Below are 15157 nucleotides of genomic sequence, written 5' to 3' on the forward strand. Positions count from 1 at the left end.
GGACGGGTCAGTCCTTGACGGCGCCGGCGGTGACTCCCGCCGAGACGTACCGCTGGGCGACGACGAGGAGGACGGCGGCCGGGAGCGAGGCGACCACGGCGGTCGCCATGATCGAGTTCCACTCCTGGTTGTTGTTGCCGATGTACTTGTAGATGCCGAGGGTGATCGGCTGGAGCTTCCCGCCGCTGTCGAGCGTCGAGGCGAAGATGAAGTCCGACCAGGCCCAGAGGAACGCGAACAGCGAGACGGTGACCACGGAGTTGCGGCTGATCGGCATGATCACCGAGGTGAAGGTGCGCCAGGCGCTCGCTCCGTCCATCCGGGCGGCCTGGGTGAGCTCGTCGGGGATCCCCGACATGAAGGCCGTGAAGATCAGCACGCCGAACGGCACCGCGATGGTGGAGTCGGCCACGATCAGGCCCGGGATCGAGTTGAGCAGCCCCAGGTTGAGGTAGATGGCGTAGAAGCCCATCGCCATGATGATCGCCGGGATCATCTGCGCGATCAGCAGCACGAACGAGAGGGCCTGCCCGCCGCGGGGCCGCAGCTTCGCCAGCGAGTAGGCGGCGGGAGCGGCGATCACCACGGTCAGCAGCACCGTGCCGAGGCCGACGACGAGGCTGGTGCCCAGGTAGGGCAGCTGCTCGCTCAGCACCGCCTGGTAGCCGGTGAACGTGGGCGCGAACGGGAACCAGTCCGGCGGATCCTTCCGCATCGAGCCGGTCGGAGTGAGGGAGACGTTGATCATCCAGTAGACGGGGAACAGCATGACCGCCGTGAGGGCGATCCCGACCACCGTCAGGTACCAGGGGCGTCGGGCGGTCACGAGTCGGCCTGCTTCCGCTGGACCCGGATGTACACGAGACCGAAGACGAGGGCCAGGATGATCAGCAGGTTGCCGACGGCCGCGGCCGGTCCGAAGTCGGGCAGCATCGAGCCGAAGCCGAGCTGGTACGTCCAGGTGGCGAGCGTGGTCGAGGAGTCGGCGGGGCCGCCCTTCGTCATGATCCAGATGATGTCGAACACCTTCAGCGTGTAGACGAGGCCGAGCAGGATCGTGATCGCCGACACCGGCCGCAGCAGCGGCAGCGTGATCCGCCAGAACTGCTGGGCGCCGGTCGCGCCGTCGAGCGAGGCCGCCTCGTAGAGGTCCTGCGAGATGTTCTGCAGGCCGGAGTAGAGGATCACCAGGTTGAACGGGATGCCGATCCAGATGTTCGCGATCAGGACCGCGATCAGCGAGGTGGTCGGCGAAGTGAGCCAGTTGATCTGGCCGATCCCGAACGACTCCAGGAACGCGTTCACGATGCCGGAGTCGCTGTTGAGCATCCACGACCAGGTCGACGCCGAGACGATCAGCGGCAGGAGCCACGGCACCAGGAACAGCGCCCGGAGCGTGCTCGCCAGCGGGAAGCGGCGGTAGAAGAACACGGCGAGCGCCAGCCCCAGCGTGAACTGGAAGAGGAGCGAGACGCCGGTGAAGACCGCCGTGTGCAGCAGCGCCGGGCCGAAGGTCGCGTCCTGGAACACCTGGACGTAGTTGTCGAACCAGACGAAGGGCGCGTTCCCCTGCACGAACGAGCGGACCGTGTAGTCCTTCAGGCTCAGCTCGAGGTTGCGGTAGAGCGGGAACGCGTAGAAGACGAGCAGGTAGGCGACGAGCGGGGCGAGGAACGCCCACGCGACCAGACGGCCGCCCTCGGGGCGCCGGCGGCGCCGACGGCTCTCGGCGGCCGGGGCGGGCGGGGCCGGCGGCTCGGTGCCGCGCCGCAGGAGGCGGGCGGTCTCGGTGGCAGTGGTCATGGTCTCTCCCGTCCCCCCGGCCGGTGCGCGGAGCACCGGCCGGGGGGACCTCGTTCGGGGAGCGGGAGCCCCCGGTCGTCCTACTTCGTGGCGGATTCGGCGGCCGACTGGGCGGCCTTCAGGGCGTCCTCGGGAGACTGCGAGCCGCTGAGCACGGTCTGCACCGCGCCCCACAGCTGCTCCGAGATCTTCGGGTACTTCGTGCCGAGGTCGTCCGAGGTGCGGCCCTTCGCGGCCTGCACGGCGGTGACCCACGGCTCGAGGTCGGCGTTGCCGGCGACCTGCTCCTGCTGCGCCTCGGCCGTCGGCGCGATGTACGAGAGCGTGTTGTCGGTCGTGACCAGGCTGCTCGTCGAGGTCAGGCACTCGGCGATCTTCTTCGAGGTCTCGTAGCGCGCCGTGTCCGACTGCACCGGGAGGGTGAGGAACTCGCCTCCCGTCGGTGCGGGGGCCGCTCCGCCGTCCTTCGACGGGATGGTCAGGACGCCGTAGTCGATGCCCGAGGCCTTCGCGTTGGCCAGCTGCCAGGTGCCGTTCTCGCCGAACGCGTACTCGCCGGTCTCGAACTCCTGCCAGCTCGTGGTCTGCGTGTTGCCGATCACGGAGTTGGGCGCGTAGCCCTTCTCCAGCCAGTCGCTCCAGAGCGAGACGGCGTCGACCGCGGCGGGCGAGTCGAGGTCGGTCAGCTCGGCGCCGGAGCCCCAGAACCACGGCAGGAACTGGAAGGTCCCCTCCTCCGTGCCGATGCCGGAGAACGTGATGCCCTTGCCGCCGGAGGCGGTGACCTTCTCGAGCGCGTCGGTCAGTCCGGCCCAGTCGGTGATGGAGGCGGCGTCCACGCCGGCCTTCTCGAGCACGGCCTTGTTGTAGTACAGCGCGAGCGTGTTGGCACCGATCGGCACGCCGAAGGTGTCGCTGCCGGTCTGGCCGGCCGCGAGGATGTTCGCGTCGATACCCTCGGTGGAGAGCCCGGACTCGGCGGTCGTGGTCAGGATGCCCGACTCCGCGAGCGTCGAGACCACGGGGTTGTCGACGAGCAGGAGGTCGGGCGAGTTGCCCTGCTGGCCGGCGAGCAGCGCCTTGTTGGTCAGGTCGGTGGTGTCGTAGCCGGTGCGCTCGACGGTGACGCCGGCCTCGGTCCCGCAGGAGTCGATGAGCTTCGCCCAGTCGGACGACTCGTCGAACTGGGGGTACGGGTCCCAGAACGTGTAGCTGCCTCCCGCGGCGGAGCCGGAGTCTCCCCCGGAGCCGCTCGCGCAGCCGGTCAGTGCGGCGGCGGCCGTCCCCAGCAGGACGGCGGCGGCGAGGCCCCGAGCGTGCTTCCTCGTCTTCACGGATGATCCCTTCGTCGTTGATGGATTCCTCGGCAGTCGTCCCGATCGTCTGCGCCGGGCCGAAACTACTTTCTGTCGGGTAAACCTAGGCAGGGGCGGTCAGCGCGTCAAGAGATGCGACCTTTTCGGTCTTTTCGGTTTTTCGCCGCAGTCGTGCGAGGATCGACGCGGCGGCCCGCCGGGCCCGGAACGGAGGCGCGGTGCCACCACGCAAGCCCACCGGCACCATCACGCTCACCGACGTGGCGGCCGCCGCCGGCGTCTCGATCGCCACAGCCTCCAAGGCGCTCAACGGCCGCGACCAGGTGCGCGCCGAGACCCGCCAGCGCGTGCTGGACGCCGCCGAGGCCCTCTCCTTCACCCCGAACCCGTTCGCGCAGGCCCTCAACTCCCGGCGCACGGGCACCATCGGGATGCTCACGAACGACCTCGACAACCGCTTCGTGCTCCCCGTGCTGCTCGGCGCCGAGGACGCGTTCGGCGCAGGATCGACGTCGGTGCTCCTCTGCGACGCCCGCGGCGACTCGATCCGCGAGCAGCACCACATCAAGAACCTGCTCGCCAAGCGCGTCGACGGGATCGTGGTGCTCGGCCGGACGACGAACCCGCGCCCCTCGATCACCCGCACCATCCCGGTGCCGGTCGTCTACGCCTACGCGCCCTCGGAGGATCCGCGCGACTCCTCCTTCACGCCCGACAACGTGCAGGCCGGCGTCCTCGCCGCCCGCCACCTGATCGAGCGCGGACGGACGAGGATCGCCCTCGTCAACGGCGAGCCGAGCTACACCGCCGCACACGACCGTGCCCGGGGCGTCGAACAGGCGCTGACGGAGGCGGGGCTGCCGCTGGTCGGCGGCGGCATCCTCTTCGGGCAGTGGTCCGAGAGCTGGGGTCGCCAGTGCGCCGAGACGCTGCTGCGCGCGCATCCGGACCTCGACGCGATCATCTGCGCGAGCGACCAGATCGCCCGCGGCACGCTCGACCACCTGCGCGAGACCGGCCGGCGGGTGCCGCAGGACGTGGCCGTCGTCGGCTTCGACAACTGGGACCTCCTCGTCGAGGCCGCCCGCCCGCCGCTCTCGAGCATCGACATGATGCTCGACACGCTCGGCCGCGCCGCCGCGGAGGAGCTCTCGAACGCGATCCACGGACGTCCGACCGCGGGCGTGCAGGCCATGCCCGTCCGCTTCGTACCGCGGGAGTCCTCCGGCTGACGCCCCCGCCCTCCGCGAGAACGCGGAGGACACCGCCTGCTCAGCGGTGTCCCGACGCTCGGAGCGGCGTCTCGACGCACGAGCGGGCCAGCGCGCATCAGCGAGGACACCCGAGAGACGGGCGGAGCGCGATCGTGGGCGCAGACGTGCGCCGGACCCCTCGGGAGTCCGGCGCACGGCCTGGCGGTGATCAGCTTCCGGTGATCAGCCGGGATCAGCTCCCGGTGCGCTCACCGCGGCGTCGGAGGGTGAGGAGCATCAGACCGCCGCCGAGCAGGGCGAGCAGGCCCAGCACTCCGGCGGTCGCCGTCGCTGCGGCGTCCACTCCGGTCGAGGCCAGAGCCGGACCGCGGGGACCGTTCGACCCGGACACGGGAACGACCGCGGCGTGGGAGGGCGCCGGTCGCGGCGCTGTGGTCGCGGTCGGAGTGGGCGAGGCCGTGGGCGTCGCGGTCGGCGTGGGGGTGGGGGTCGCCGTCGGAGCCACGGTCGGGGTCGCCGTCGGCGTGGTCGTCGGCGTGACCGTCGGAGCCACGGTGGGCGCGATCGTCGGAGTCACCGTCGGCACGACGGTGGGAGTCACCGTCGGGGTGACGGTGGGAGTCACGGTCGGCGTGACAGTGGGTGTGACCGTCGGCGTCACGGTCGGCGTGACGGTGGGGGTCACGGTCGGCGTGACGGTGGGGGTCACGGTCGGCGTGACGGTGGGGGTCACCGTCGGGGTCACGGTCGGAGTGATGGTCGGGGTCACCGTCGGCGTGACCGTGGGCGTCACGGTCGGCGTGACCGTGGGGGTCACGGTCGGCGTGACTGTCGGCGTGACCGTCGGCGTCACGGTGGGCGTGACCGTCGGGGTCACGGTCGGGGTCACGGTCGGCGTGACCGTCGGGGTCACGGTCGGCGTCACGGTGGGCGTGACCGTCGGGGTCACGGTCGGCGTGACCGTCGGGGTCACGGTCGGCGTCACGGTGGGCGTGACCGTCGGGGTCACGGTCGGCGTGACCGTCGGCGTCACGGTCGGCGTCACGGTCGGCGTCACGGTCGGCGTCACGGTCGGAGTGACCGTCGGCGTCACGGTTGGCGTCACGGTCGGCGTCACGGTCGGCGTGATCGTCGGCGTCACGGTCGGCGTGATGGTCGGAGTCGCCGTCGGCGACGATCCGCCGTCGGAGGGCTCGCAGCCCGGCTCGGTGAAGTCGTTGGAATCGAGCGTGACCGCTCCCGTGCGGGCCAGTGCGCGGCCCTCGACGGAGACGCCCGTCGTCACCGTGATCGAGACCGAGGCGAGCACGGAGCCCACGAAGTCCGAGTCGGTGCCGAGAGTCGCGGAGCTGCCGATCTGCCAGTAGACGTTGCAGGCCTGCGCTCCGTTGATCAGGGCCACCGTGCTCGACGACGCCGTCGTCAGCGTCGACGCGGCGCGGATCACGAAGACCGCCTCGTTGACGCCCTCGGCGTCGAGCGTGAGCGTCCCCGTCACTCCGACCGGTCCGGCCGCGGTGTAGACCCCGGGCTTCAGCGTGCTGCCGCCGATCTCGGCGTCGATCTGCGCGGTCGTCGCCTGCGAGGCGAGCTGTCCGTAGGCGGTGCCCACGTCGGCCTGGGCCTGAGCCGCCTCCGCGTCTCCGCGGTGGATCACTCCGTCCGTCCGTCCGGGCGGGAACCCGGTGACGGCGGTCAGCGGGCTGACCCCGACGCTCTGGTCCAGGACGCTCGACCCCGTGTTCGTCACGGTCGACGCGGCCAGGACCGAGTAGTCCTCCGCCGTGCCGAGGTCGGGAGCAGTGGCCGCCTGCGCCGAGACGCCGGCGAAGAGCGCGGCGCCGACGACGGCGAGGACGACACCCGTCCCGATCGCCCCTCTTCTGCGGTTCTGCCGATGACGGCGGAGCGAGGTACGAGAGGACACGTGCGGCATGAGGCCAGCGATCTGCCCACGTCAGCGTGAGCTCAATACCCCGAGGTGGGAGGCTCGAACCGTGGGTCGCGCTCCTCGCCCGCGTCTACGCCGCGACCCTGACGGGGGGCAGGATCCGCCGACGGCGTCCCCCGACCCGGGACATGGCCGCCACAGGAGTCCTCGCGCCGGTGACGGCGGACCCGGCCGGCGGAGCGGATCAGCGGTGACGCCCGCGGCACCCGAACCGGTCGGAGTGCCGCGCGGCTGCCCGGGAGCCCTCAGCCGAGAGCCGCCACCCGCTCGATCACGCCCTCGCCCAGCCGGGCGACGTACCCCTCCGGATCCGCCCCGGCCGGGGCCAGCTGCACGTGGTCGATCCCCAGCGCCGCGTACTCCTCCATCGCGCGGACGAAGCCGTCGGGGTCGCCGATCGGATCGCCGCCCCCGGTGATGGTCTTCGTGATCGTCGCGTAGTCGCGCCCGAGGTCGTCGCAGTGCCGCTTCAGCACGTCGAGCTTGTGCGCCACGTCGTCCGCGCCGGTGCCGAACAGGTTGCAGGCGTCGCCGTACTGCGCGACCAGCCGCAGCGTCTTCCTCTCGCCGCCGCCGCCGATGAGGATGGGCGGGCCGGGCTGCTGGATCGGCGCCGGGTGGTTCAGCGTCTCGGCGAGCCGGTAGTGCGTCCCCTCGAACGGCCCGTCGTCGTCGCTCCACATCTGACGGCAGATCCGCAGCGTCTCCTCCAGCCGCTCGAACCGCTCCTTCAGCGGCGGGTACGGCACGCCGAGCCCGAGGTGCTCGCGCTCGTACCAGGCGGCCCCGATGCCGAGCATCGCGCGTCCGGCGGAGAGCACGTCGAGGGTGGTGACGATCTTCGCGAGCAGTCCCGGATGGCGGTACGTCACGCCGGTGACGAGGAGACCCAGCCGCATCCGCTCCGTCCGGCCGGCGACGAAGCCGAGCGAGGTGTAGCCCTCGAGCATCGGATCCTCGCTCGTCGCGAAGTGCTCCATCTGGAAGTAGTGGTCCATCAGCGTGAACCAGGCGCAGCCGACGTCCTCGGCCGTCTGCGCGGTCGCTCCGAGGATCGGCGCGATCTGCGCGCTCCCCCCAGGCAGAGTGAAGTTCATGAAGTGAATGCCGAGCTGCACGCGCGTCTCCTGTCGTCCCGGGATGTCCAGGAGCCAGTGTGCGCCGAGCCACCACTCAACACGCCGACGCGCCCGCCTCTGAGCGGCGTCTCATCCGTTCCGCGGCGTCTCGGCCGATCGCACCCGCCGAGGCGCGGCCGCGCTCACTCGCAGACGCGGAAGCGGTTCCGGTCGAACCCGACGACGTCGCCGACGACGAGCTGGCGCCCGCGGCGCAGATCCACTTCGCCATTGACGGTCACCATCCCCTCGGCGACCGCCTCCTTGGCCTCGCCGCCCGAGAGAATCCCAGCGAACTTGAGGAACTGGCCCAGGCGGATCGACCCACCGCCCAGCGGGACGTCGACGGGCTCGGGGACGGCAGCGGCGCCCTTCACGTCTGTGAACGCGCCCGCGAAATATCGCCGCAGGCCCCCTGGATCAGCGGGTTTCCCACGTAAGTGTCGCCGCAGTTTCCAGCACAACGTGTCGCTCCGAACATGCCCGCGTGATTCCGCGGATCTGAGGCCTCGATGGGGTCATTCGGTGGCCCCTCGCCGCGCAGGAAGTGCCCGGCGGCCATACGAGGTCGGGTTGGCACAGACTTCGGGTTCAGTCTCCACGAAGCCTTCCTCGGCGTCGCGGTCGGCGTCGGAGCTGCCGCCCTGCGCGGCCTGCTCGAACGGGCTGGCTGCCGGAAAAGCCGCAACAAGCGAGGCGTCAGGGCGATGTCGGTGCGGCTGTTTCGCATGCATGCCTGCGGGCGAAGCACTAGAGGGCGTTCTTCGTGGTCGCCAGGTACTCCGGCGTGGCGAGCGCTTGCATGGAGAACCAATGTGTCGCCTCGAGGCTCGCCTCCAGGTGTCGCCAACCGTTCGAGACGAACGAGCTCGTCTGCGCGCCGGTGAACATATAGACGACGGCTCGAGCGGCAGTCGGGATATCGACCTCGGCGCGAAGATTGCCTTCAGCTCGTGCCTGTTCGAGAAACAACGCTATCGCGTCGAGCCAGACTTGATCCGGCAACTTCGCAACGCCGGGGAATTCAGATGAGGCTTGTGCGACGAGACGCAGGCCTGCTTGCGCCGTTGGATCGTGCTGCAGTGCTCTCGCGAGGGACCGGGACAGCGTGAGCAGTGAAGCGAGGCCGTCGTCGCCCGACTCCAGAATCGAATCCCGGAGGAGGATGAAGCCCTGGTCCTGGCGGCGGATGATCTCCTCCGCCACCTCGATCTTGCCCCTGCGGAAATGAAAGTAGAAACCACCCTGCGTGACGGATGCTGCTTCTAGGATATCGGCGACGCGAGCGGTCGAGTAGTGCAGGCGCGCAAACACCTTCGCCCCACCGAGAACAATCGCCTCTCGTGTGGCGATCCCGCGTTCCTGTTGTGCCACGCGCACCTCCGACTGATCCCAAAGCCACTCTATCGGCCCATGGTTCAGCGTCTCTGCCGTCTGGTCCCCGTTCGGGAGGGTTCACGCTGAGTAGCCGAACGCCGCGCTGGCGTTCGCACCGTGCTCGGATGTCGAGACCAACCTCACGTCGCGGAGGGTTCGGCCGCCGATGACGACCTCGGCGTTCCTGCGCACGGACGTGCGAGCGGAGAATCGAGCCTGGCCGCCGGACGGAGCGGGCGTCCGAGAGACGGAGGCGCGCCTGAGCCAGAGGTTCGGTACAGCGGAGCGGCTGGTGTCATTGACGGCGTCGATGAGGACTTGCGCCAACTGACCGAACATGACGAGTTCATCGACGGCGTCAAGGCGGGGCGGGGCGGCTGAGTACCCTGCCTGGGATGATGTGACGGAATGGGACGTCTCGAGGTGTCCGTCGACGAGGTCCACGCGATCGACGTGGGACGACATCTGGATCGAGTCGCCTGCTGCCGCATGGGTGAGGCCGGGTGCCGCCTCGGCTGCGCCCGGTCGGGCTCGGCTCGGGGCGCACTCCAAGTCGACGTTCAGTCCGCCGATACGAGCCCGCAATGACTTGGTGCTGACGAGCGGTCCGCCGTGATCGGTCGTGATGCCGATGGGGACAGAGCCCACATCAGTCGTCGCCACACGTCCGGCGACGACTGAGAACCCTGTGACATCGAACGGCCCTTCCCACCAAGCGCCGCGATTCGTGTTCTCACACAGGCTGATGGTCTTCAGCGCCAGGCTGATCGCATCGATAGAACTGAGATGCACCTCGCGGGGATCTCCTGCCGCGTCCAGCGACCAGCGGGGCGGATAGATCGCCTGCTTAACCGCCGAAAGTCGGATCCTGTCACCGTCGACGTGTTCGGCCACCTGGCTGACGGTATGCCTGATGTGTCGATGACCCGAACCGAAGTATCGGCCGGACTCCTTGCCGAGTATCTCCTTTAAAGGCCGCCCATCAAAGTGGTGCATCTCGTCCCTTCGGATCTTCTGATCGGTCTGGTGATGTGTGCACGCCTGGAAGGTGTCTCGCCGGATTCGATCCCAGGATCTCGAGCGGCGTCATGCACCCGGACCGTGCCTCGGCTGCGAGGGCTGCCGGTACTTCCAGGCAGATCGCAGCCGCAAAGGCTGTTCCAGACCCAGCAGTCAGAACGAACGATGCACAATCGCCGGCGCTGCCTTCCACGGTGACTCGGAGACGAGGCTTGATGATGGTGCTCGCGGTCGACGTGAGCATCCGAGGCCGCGTTCGCCGATGTGATGGAAGCCTGAGAGGGCGAACTCGGTGCAGCGAAGACAGCACTCGCAGGAGCGGGAGTAGCAGGAGGAGCTGGCCGCGAGGCAACCCGAGCTCGGCGAACACCTGGATGTCGGTCGCCGCCGTCGTCCTCCGCAGAGCGAACAGGTCGCCGGTGTGCAGTGTCAGGTGAGAGCTCGTCTCAGAGGTCTCAACTGCTCTTCCACCTCTCAGCCTGACCAGCGTCCCGGACCGGAAGCGCCAGCTTCCTGAAGCGAGAACTGCCTGCGACGAAGCTGTGACGCCTGGTGACTTCGAAGTCCTGCCACTCGCGAGGCTCGTCAGGCTGACCTTCTGCGGCTGGTCTATCGTTCGGAGCGCATGCTCGGCGAGCACTTCGGCCAGATACGTGCCGAACCCCGCGCCGGGTACCACGGCGATGCCGCATTCTCGCCAGTGGGCATCCCGTTTCCACGCGTACTCGTGTGTGCGGCCCTCATTCGACAGGTCAGCGTAGGAGACGCAACCTTCCGCGCTGGCCTCCATGAGCGGCTGCGCGGTGGAGGACTATGGTCCGACTGCGTTGATCACCCCGCTGACGCCGTCGAGGTGTTGCGTCAGGGAGCTCGCACGCTGCCGGAGGTCGAGCTGCATCCTCGCGACGCCGTACCGGTCAGCCAGCATGTCGAGACTCGCGCCGTCGCGCCCGGCGAGGAGGAACGGCATGCCCCGGCGCCTTGCCTGCATCGCGAGTTCCGCTGCAACCGAGCCCGTGCCGTAGATCAGCCAAGGTGTCACCGGATCGACAGGGATGGTGCTCTCCCGGAGTGCATCGTGCTGGACGCTAGGGGAGGGGCGCTGCTCGCCGGTCGTCGTCGACGCCCGGCGGGGGGACCTGGCGTGCCGCGCGCACGGCGATCGCGCTTCCGAGCAGCACGAAGATCAGAAACGCCGACAGGCCTGCGAGCACGAACGCGTTCGAGTGCGTGGGGTCGACCACGAGGCTGAGCGAGCCCCCCGTGACTGCCAAGAATGTGCCGATCCACACGCAGGGTCGGGCTGCCTGATGGCCCCGCTGCCAGGCTTCATCGGAAGCCATGACCGAGGCTGCTCTGATCCCGACCAGGTTGTTCGGGCCGAGTCGCCCTCGGGCGGCGCATTCGACGGCTGCGACGACGGCAGCAGCAGCGAACACGAGGACGAGCACTCCGAAGACCATGAACCAAACATACATGCACGGTTGTATGTCGTCGTTCGCGCCGCGGTCGTCGCGCCAATTTTCGCGCCAAGAAACAAAGCACCGTACATGTTTGGTTTGATTCGACGAGTCTGCGAAGTGCAGCTCGCGATGTGGCGCTGGCAACTCGCCTCCGCTCCACTGGTCCACGAGCCCGTCCCTGGCGCTCGAGGCCATCACTCTTGGGGGAACATTGGCTATCAGGATGAAGTCGGCTGTCTCGGTGCTGTGTGCGGCAGCGTTGGTACTCGCGGGGAACCTGCCTGCGGTTGCGGCGCCCTCCGGCGCGAGCCTTGTTGCACAGCACGAGGCGGCGACGACGACGTCGTACACGGACCACGACATCATCAGCTTCCTGGTGCTCGGCTCGGGTCCGGTCTACGAGGACCACAAGGCACTCTCGCCGTATGCGCCGGAAGTGGATAGCGTCACCGTCGAAGCACGAGACGAGATGTACGCCCTGTTCATGGGTGTCGAACCGAACTTCAACGAGCTCGTTACCGTGCCGCTGCAGTCCGGTGATCCTCGTCTCGTCGACGTTGCTCTCGAGAACTTCTCCGAGATCTCCTACGGCGTAGCGGAGGTCATGGGGCTCAACGTGCCCGACAAGGAGGAGTTCGTCTCGGCGCGATCGATCGCCTTCGTCGTCGTCGTGGCTGCTGTCGCCGGAGCGGCTGTGGCGACGGTCGCCGCGGCGGGGAACGTGCGATGGGTCTGGAACACCATCGATTTCTGGGGGACGAGCACTGAGCAGAGCCCGATCTCGCATGAGAAGCGCGCGGCCCAGTTCGCTGCGGCTCTCGGCAAGTAGGTGAGGCTGCCTCCGCGCTCGAGGGAGAGGGGAGTGATCGCGGACAAGGCTGTCTGGTTCTTCGGGGCAGCCTTGGCCGTGCTCGCTGTTTGGATCGGGGCAAGCGTGTACTTCGTGCTCCCGCCCAATGTCCTGTCAAGTGAGTCGGACGTGCACAAGAACCTGCAGCTGGCATTCACAACGGTCTCCCCACAGGGGTGGGGGTTCTTCACGAACGCACCACAGGCTACTGAGATCGCCGCATATGACGCGGAGACGATGGCGTCGTTGATGCTTGCACCTCAAGGGCGGGTGGAGAATCTCTTCGGCCTCAGCAGGGCGCAGCGGGCGCAGGGGCCCGAGCTCGCACAGCTCTCCGAAGCCGTCGGGCAGTGGCACGAGTGTGAAACTGGCCAGACCCGCGAACACTGCCTCGCCGAGGCCAGTTCATTGCAGCCACAGAAGATCACCGTGAACCTCGCTCACCGTACGCTTTGCGGCCCGATCATTCTGACCACAGAGACGTTCACGCCCTTCGAATACCGAGAATTCGATCTCCCCATGCACTCCATCGAGACCTTCACGACCGTGGACGCGGTGTGCTGATGCACGAGCGACCCGGGCCAGCGCTACGGCTCCAGATCGCCTTGCAATCGTTGGAGGTTCGGCAGCGTGCCTTCACGCTCGGCCGCGGCGCTCTGGCGGCCGCCCAGATCTCCATCCTCGTTTTCACGCCGTTCAGCGCACTGATGCAAACGGTCGGAGGAGCCGAACCGGCGCCTTACTGTGCTGGGGCGCGGATCATCTCCGCCTTCTGCATCGGTGGTCCAGAGGTGCCCTCGAGCGTGCGGGTCATCGTCATGATTGTTTTGCTGGGCCTCGTGCTCGTCGGGTTCCTGCCGAGGGTGATGGCGTTCGTTCATGCCTGGATCGCCATCTCCATCTCCACCGGAATCTCATTGCCCGATGGCGGCGATTCTGTGGCCGCGATCGTCTCGGTGATCATCATCTTCATCATGGCTGCGGATGATCGGAGATGGGCATGGTCCAACGAGCGCCGGCCCGTCGGACCAGTCGGTCGAGGTGTTGCACTCGCTGGGATCTATGCCCTGCGACTCCAGGTGACCTTGATCTATCTCAATAGTGCATTTGAGAAGTTCAACGTCGATGACTGGTCCAACGGATCGGCCGAGTACTACATCTCTCGCGGGTACATGTTCGGCGCAAGCGGCCTCATCGCAGATGTGCTGCACTGGGCGACGTCAGTCCCACTCCTCTTAGCCGTCATCACCTGGGGTGTCATCGTCGCAGAGATCTGCATCGGAATTCTCGTTGTGACCATTGACTTCGGTCGACGGATCGCGTTCATTCTGGCGGTCGCATTGCACGTCGGGATCATCCTCAGCATCGGGCTGTGGAGTTTCGGGATCATCATGATCGCAACAGTCGGGATCGCGACGATGAAGCTCGTCCCGTCCTCGGCTTCGCCCGGTTCTGCGAGTGACGAGGACGACTCTCCATCGATCCTCGGAGACGACGATGCCGCTCGGCGATCGGAGGTGTTGTGATGCTGCGATTCCTCCGGTCGGCCAGGCCGCGGCAAAGGCGTGAGGCGCCGAGCACGGGTGGTTGCGTCCGGCGCGCAGTCCGCACGGATCACGCCTACTGGCGCAAGCTCGCCGTTCCGCTCCTCCTGTGCTCGGTGCTGGTCGGATGCAGCCTGAATCTGGCAGAAACTGTTCCGACAGCGGGCACAGACCTGACCGCTGAGGAACTCCGGACCCAAGATCTGATGCTGTGGGCGGTCGAACGGCTGAACGCAGAGGAGGACTTGACCACTGAGGCTGTCGAGTCGAAATCGGACGCGGGTGCGTTCGACTCGGAGTCCACCGCGCATCTGGTCACCATGGTGAATTCGAGCCTTCGGCCCCTGGGCCCATACACGGTGAAGTCCTTCGAACTTCGACCCGAGGGAGCTCTTGCTGTCGTCCGCAATCGGCTTGGCATTCTCCTCGATCTGCAGATCACCGCGAACGCGAACGGAGAGCTCAGAGCGCTCGTCGTGAACGCGGCGGTTGCCACTGCATCACCATCGATTGCATCCTTTGCCGAAGCAGCGGCTCGTCTCGAAGCGCTCGTTCCTGCGACATCACTGCTCATGCAGGTGACACGCGGGTCGCACACGGAGTCGGTTCACGAGCGGGCGCACGACGTTCTCCGTCCGGTTGGATCGGTGATGAAGCTGTACGTTCTGGCAGCTGTAGTGGAAGCGATCAAAGAAGGGGATCTCTCCTGGGAGGACGTGCTCATGATCGACGATGGGAAGAAGAGTCTCCCAACCGGTCGGCTGCACCTCGAGCCGGACGGAACAGAAATTAGCGTGTTCGAGCTCTCACGTTTGATGATGCAGATCAGCGACAACACAGCAGCCGACGTTCTCATGGACGCTGTCGGAGCCCAGCGGTTGTCGGCCGCGGTGCGCGATCTCGGGCATCACCAACCTGACCTCCTCGAACCGTTCCCGACGACGAGGAAAATGTTCCAGTTGACGCTCGGCGGCGACACGTCGCTCGCGAACGACTGGAACGAGGCATCCAGCGCGGCTCGCCATGGCATTCTTGAGAAGTTGAGCAGTCAGCCGCTGACAGTGGACCCGGCATGGATCGAGCGCGCGCCGTTCTGGCCACGCGACATCGATTGGTTCGCGAACGCTGAAGACGTGGCGAGTGCGCACCGGGCGGTCGTGGAGCTGGGACGCGACGATCCGCGCATGTCGCAGATCCTCCGGTCACCCGAGATCGCGTCTTCTTCGCCGCTTGTAGAACGCGGGTTGGTGACACTCTCGGAGAAGATCGGAAGCTCGCCGGGCGTCGTGGCGGTCACGCTGGTTGCCGTGGGGAGCGACGGTGCCGTCTATTCCGTGGTTGCCCTGGGCGTATCCGAACAACCCGGTGACCCACTGGAGCTCTATCGATCGAAGTTCATCGATGTTGCCAGGAGCGCCCTTGACCTATTGATCGAGTGACGCGACATCTCGGATTCTCGACAACCGGTTCGGATCCGTTCAGAGCACGGCGCGGCTGGCGT

The 15157-nt window shown here is 67.5% G+C and carries 15 protein-coding genes; 5 read left to right on the forward strand and 10 right to left on the reverse strand.

Annotated features, from left to right (window positions below; translation table 11 throughout):
- Positions 1 to 7: 7 nt before the first annotated feature.
- From C5B98_RS07800 to C5B98_RS07810, 3 genes are all read right to left on the reverse strand, one after another.
- Positions 8 to 826: a carbohydrate ABC transporter permease gene (locus tag C5B98_RS07800; RefSeq protein ID WP_104327588.1), complete on the reverse strand. Its 819-nt coding sequence runs from the start codon at positions 824 to 826 to the stop codon at positions 8 to 10.
- On the reverse strand, positions 823 to 1803 hold the full coding sequence (locus C5B98_RS07805; RefSeq protein WP_104247032.1) for a carbohydrate ABC transporter permease: 981 nt from the start codon (positions 1801 to 1803) through the stop codon (positions 823 to 825). Before C5B98_RS07805 ends, C5B98_RS07800 begins: the two co-directional genes overlap by 4 nt.
- An 80-nt stretch (positions 1804 to 1883) precedes the next feature.
- On the reverse strand, positions 1884 to 3137 hold the full coding sequence (locus tag C5B98_RS07810) for an extracellular solute-binding protein (RefSeq protein ID WP_104260884.1): 1254 nt from the start codon (positions 3135 to 3137) through the stop codon (positions 1884 to 1886).
- 200 nt (positions 3138 to 3337) lie between these two features.
- Between C5B98_RS07810 and C5B98_RS07815 the strand changes: the two genes are divergently transcribed.
- Positions 3338 to 4351 carry a LacI family DNA-binding transcriptional regulator gene (locus C5B98_RS07815; protein WP_104327589.1) on the forward strand — a complete coding sequence of 338 codons (1014 nt, stop codon included), beginning with the start codon at positions 3338 to 3340 and terminating at the stop codon, positions 4349 to 4351.
- A 214-nt stretch (positions 4352 to 4565) separates the two neighbouring features.
- Here the strand turns inward: C5B98_RS07815 and C5B98_RS17250 are convergent, their stop codons facing one another.
- From C5B98_RS17250 to C5B98_RS16895, 7 genes are all read right to left on the reverse strand, one after another.
- Positions 4566 to 6260, reverse strand: coding sequence for an ice-binding family protein (locus C5B98_RS17250; RefSeq protein WP_258063467.1), 1695 nt, complete (start codon positions 6258 to 6260; stop codon positions 4566 to 4568).
- A 269-nt stretch (positions 6261 to 6529) separates the two neighbouring features.
- Entirely contained in the window at positions 6530 to 7402 is an 873-nt protein-coding gene (locus tag C5B98_RS07825) for an LLM class F420-dependent oxidoreductase (protein WP_258063468.1), read from the reverse strand.
- Between the two features lie 143 nt (positions 7403 to 7545).
- Positions 7546 to 7779 (reverse strand): RNA-binding S4 domain-containing protein, encoded by a 234-nt coding sequence (locus C5B98_RS07830; protein ID WP_104281893.1) that lies wholly within the window; start codon positions 7777 to 7779, stop codon positions 7546 to 7548.
- Between the two features lie 373 nt (positions 7780 to 8152).
- On the reverse strand, positions 8153 to 8776 hold the full coding sequence (locus C5B98_RS07835; RefSeq protein ID WP_104327591.1) for a TetR family transcriptional regulator: 624 nt from the start codon (positions 8774 to 8776) through the stop codon (positions 8153 to 8155).
- An 81-nt stretch (positions 8777 to 8857) separates the two neighbouring features.
- Positions 8858 to 9775 (reverse strand): AvrD family protein, encoded by a 918-nt coding sequence (locus C5B98_RS07840; RefSeq protein WP_104327592.1) that lies wholly within the window; start codon positions 9773 to 9775, stop codon positions 8858 to 8860.
- Between the two features lie 835 nt (positions 9776 to 10610).
- Positions 10611 to 10769 carry a hypothetical protein gene (locus C5B98_RS16890; RefSeq protein ID WP_181065485.1) on the reverse strand — a complete coding sequence of 53 codons (159 nt, stop codon included), beginning with the start codon at positions 10767 to 10769 and terminating at the stop codon, positions 10611 to 10613.
- Between the two features lie 118 nt (positions 10770 to 10887).
- Positions 10888 to 11262: an SdpI family protein gene (locus C5B98_RS16895; RefSeq protein WP_181065486.1), complete on the reverse strand. Its 375-nt coding sequence runs from the start codon at positions 11260 to 11262 to the stop codon at positions 10888 to 10890.
- 223 nt (positions 11263 to 11485) lie between these two features.
- Here C5B98_RS16895 and C5B98_RS07855 point away from each other — a divergent pair, with 223 nt between their 5' ends.
- From C5B98_RS07855 to C5B98_RS07870, 4 genes are read left to right on the forward strand one after another with little or no spacing between them, the layout of a single operon-like run.
- A complete protein-coding gene (locus C5B98_RS07855; RefSeq protein ID WP_181065487.1) occupies positions 11486 to 12091 on the forward strand; it encodes a hypothetical protein in 606 nt (201 codons plus the stop codon).
- A 33-nt stretch (positions 12092 to 12124) separates the two neighbouring features.
- A complete protein-coding gene (locus tag C5B98_RS07860; protein WP_181065488.1) occupies positions 12125 to 12676 on the forward strand; it encodes an SdpA family antimicrobial peptide system protein in 552 nt (183 codons plus the stop codon).
- Positions 12676 to 13638 (forward strand): sporulation-delaying protein SdpB family protein, encoded by a 963-nt coding sequence (locus tag C5B98_RS07865; protein ID WP_258063472.1) that lies wholly within the window; start codon positions 12676 to 12678, stop codon positions 13636 to 13638. The genes C5B98_RS07860 and C5B98_RS07865 overlap by 1 nt, the downstream gene beginning before the upstream one ends.
- Complete coding sequence (locus C5B98_RS07870) at positions 13638 to 15095, forward strand: serine hydrolase (RefSeq protein ID WP_146076911.1); 1458 nt, start codon at positions 13638 to 13640, stop codon at positions 15093 to 15095. Before C5B98_RS07865 ends, C5B98_RS07870 begins: the two co-directional genes overlap by 1 nt.
- Positions 15096 to 15157 lie beyond the last annotated feature (62 nt).

Origin of the sequence: Rathayibacter sp. AY1A5 (genome assembly GCF_002930875.1) — a bacterium.
GTDB lineage: Bacteria > Actinomycetota > Actinomycetes > Actinomycetales > Microbacteriaceae > Rathayibacter.

What these genes read in the sequence shown, in the direction of transcription:
- C5B98_RS16895 (WP_181065486.1), bottom strand. Translation starts at nt 11,262, where the DNA reads ATGGTCTTCGGAGTGCTCGTCCTCGTGTTCGCTGCTGCTGCCGTCGTC.
- C5B98_RS07805 (WP_104247032.1), bottom strand. Translation starts at nt 1,803, where the DNA reads ATGACCACTGCCACCGAGACCGCCCGCCTCCTGCGGCGCGGCACCGAG.
- C5B98_RS07840 (WP_104327592.1), bottom strand. Translation starts at nt 9,775, where the DNA reads ATGCACCACTTTGATGGGCGGCCTTTAAAGGAGATACTCGGCAAGGAG.
- C5B98_RS07870 (WP_146076911.1), top strand. Translation starts at nt 13,638, where the DNA reads ATGCTGCGATTCCTCCGGTCGGCCAGGCCGCGGCAAAGGCGTGAGGCG.
- C5B98_RS07855 (WP_181065487.1), top strand. Translation starts at nt 11,486, where the DNA reads ATGAAGTCGGCTGTCTCGGTGCTGTGTGCGGCAGCGTTGGTACTCGCG.
- C5B98_RS16890 (WP_181065485.1), bottom strand. Translation starts at nt 10,769, where the DNA reads ATGCCGTTCCTCCTCGCCGGGCGCGACGGCGCGAGTCTCGACATGCTG.
- C5B98_RS07865 (WP_258063472.1), top strand. Translation starts at nt 12,676, where the DNA reads ATGCACGAGCGACCCGGGCCAGCGCTACGGCTCCAGATCGCCTTGCAA.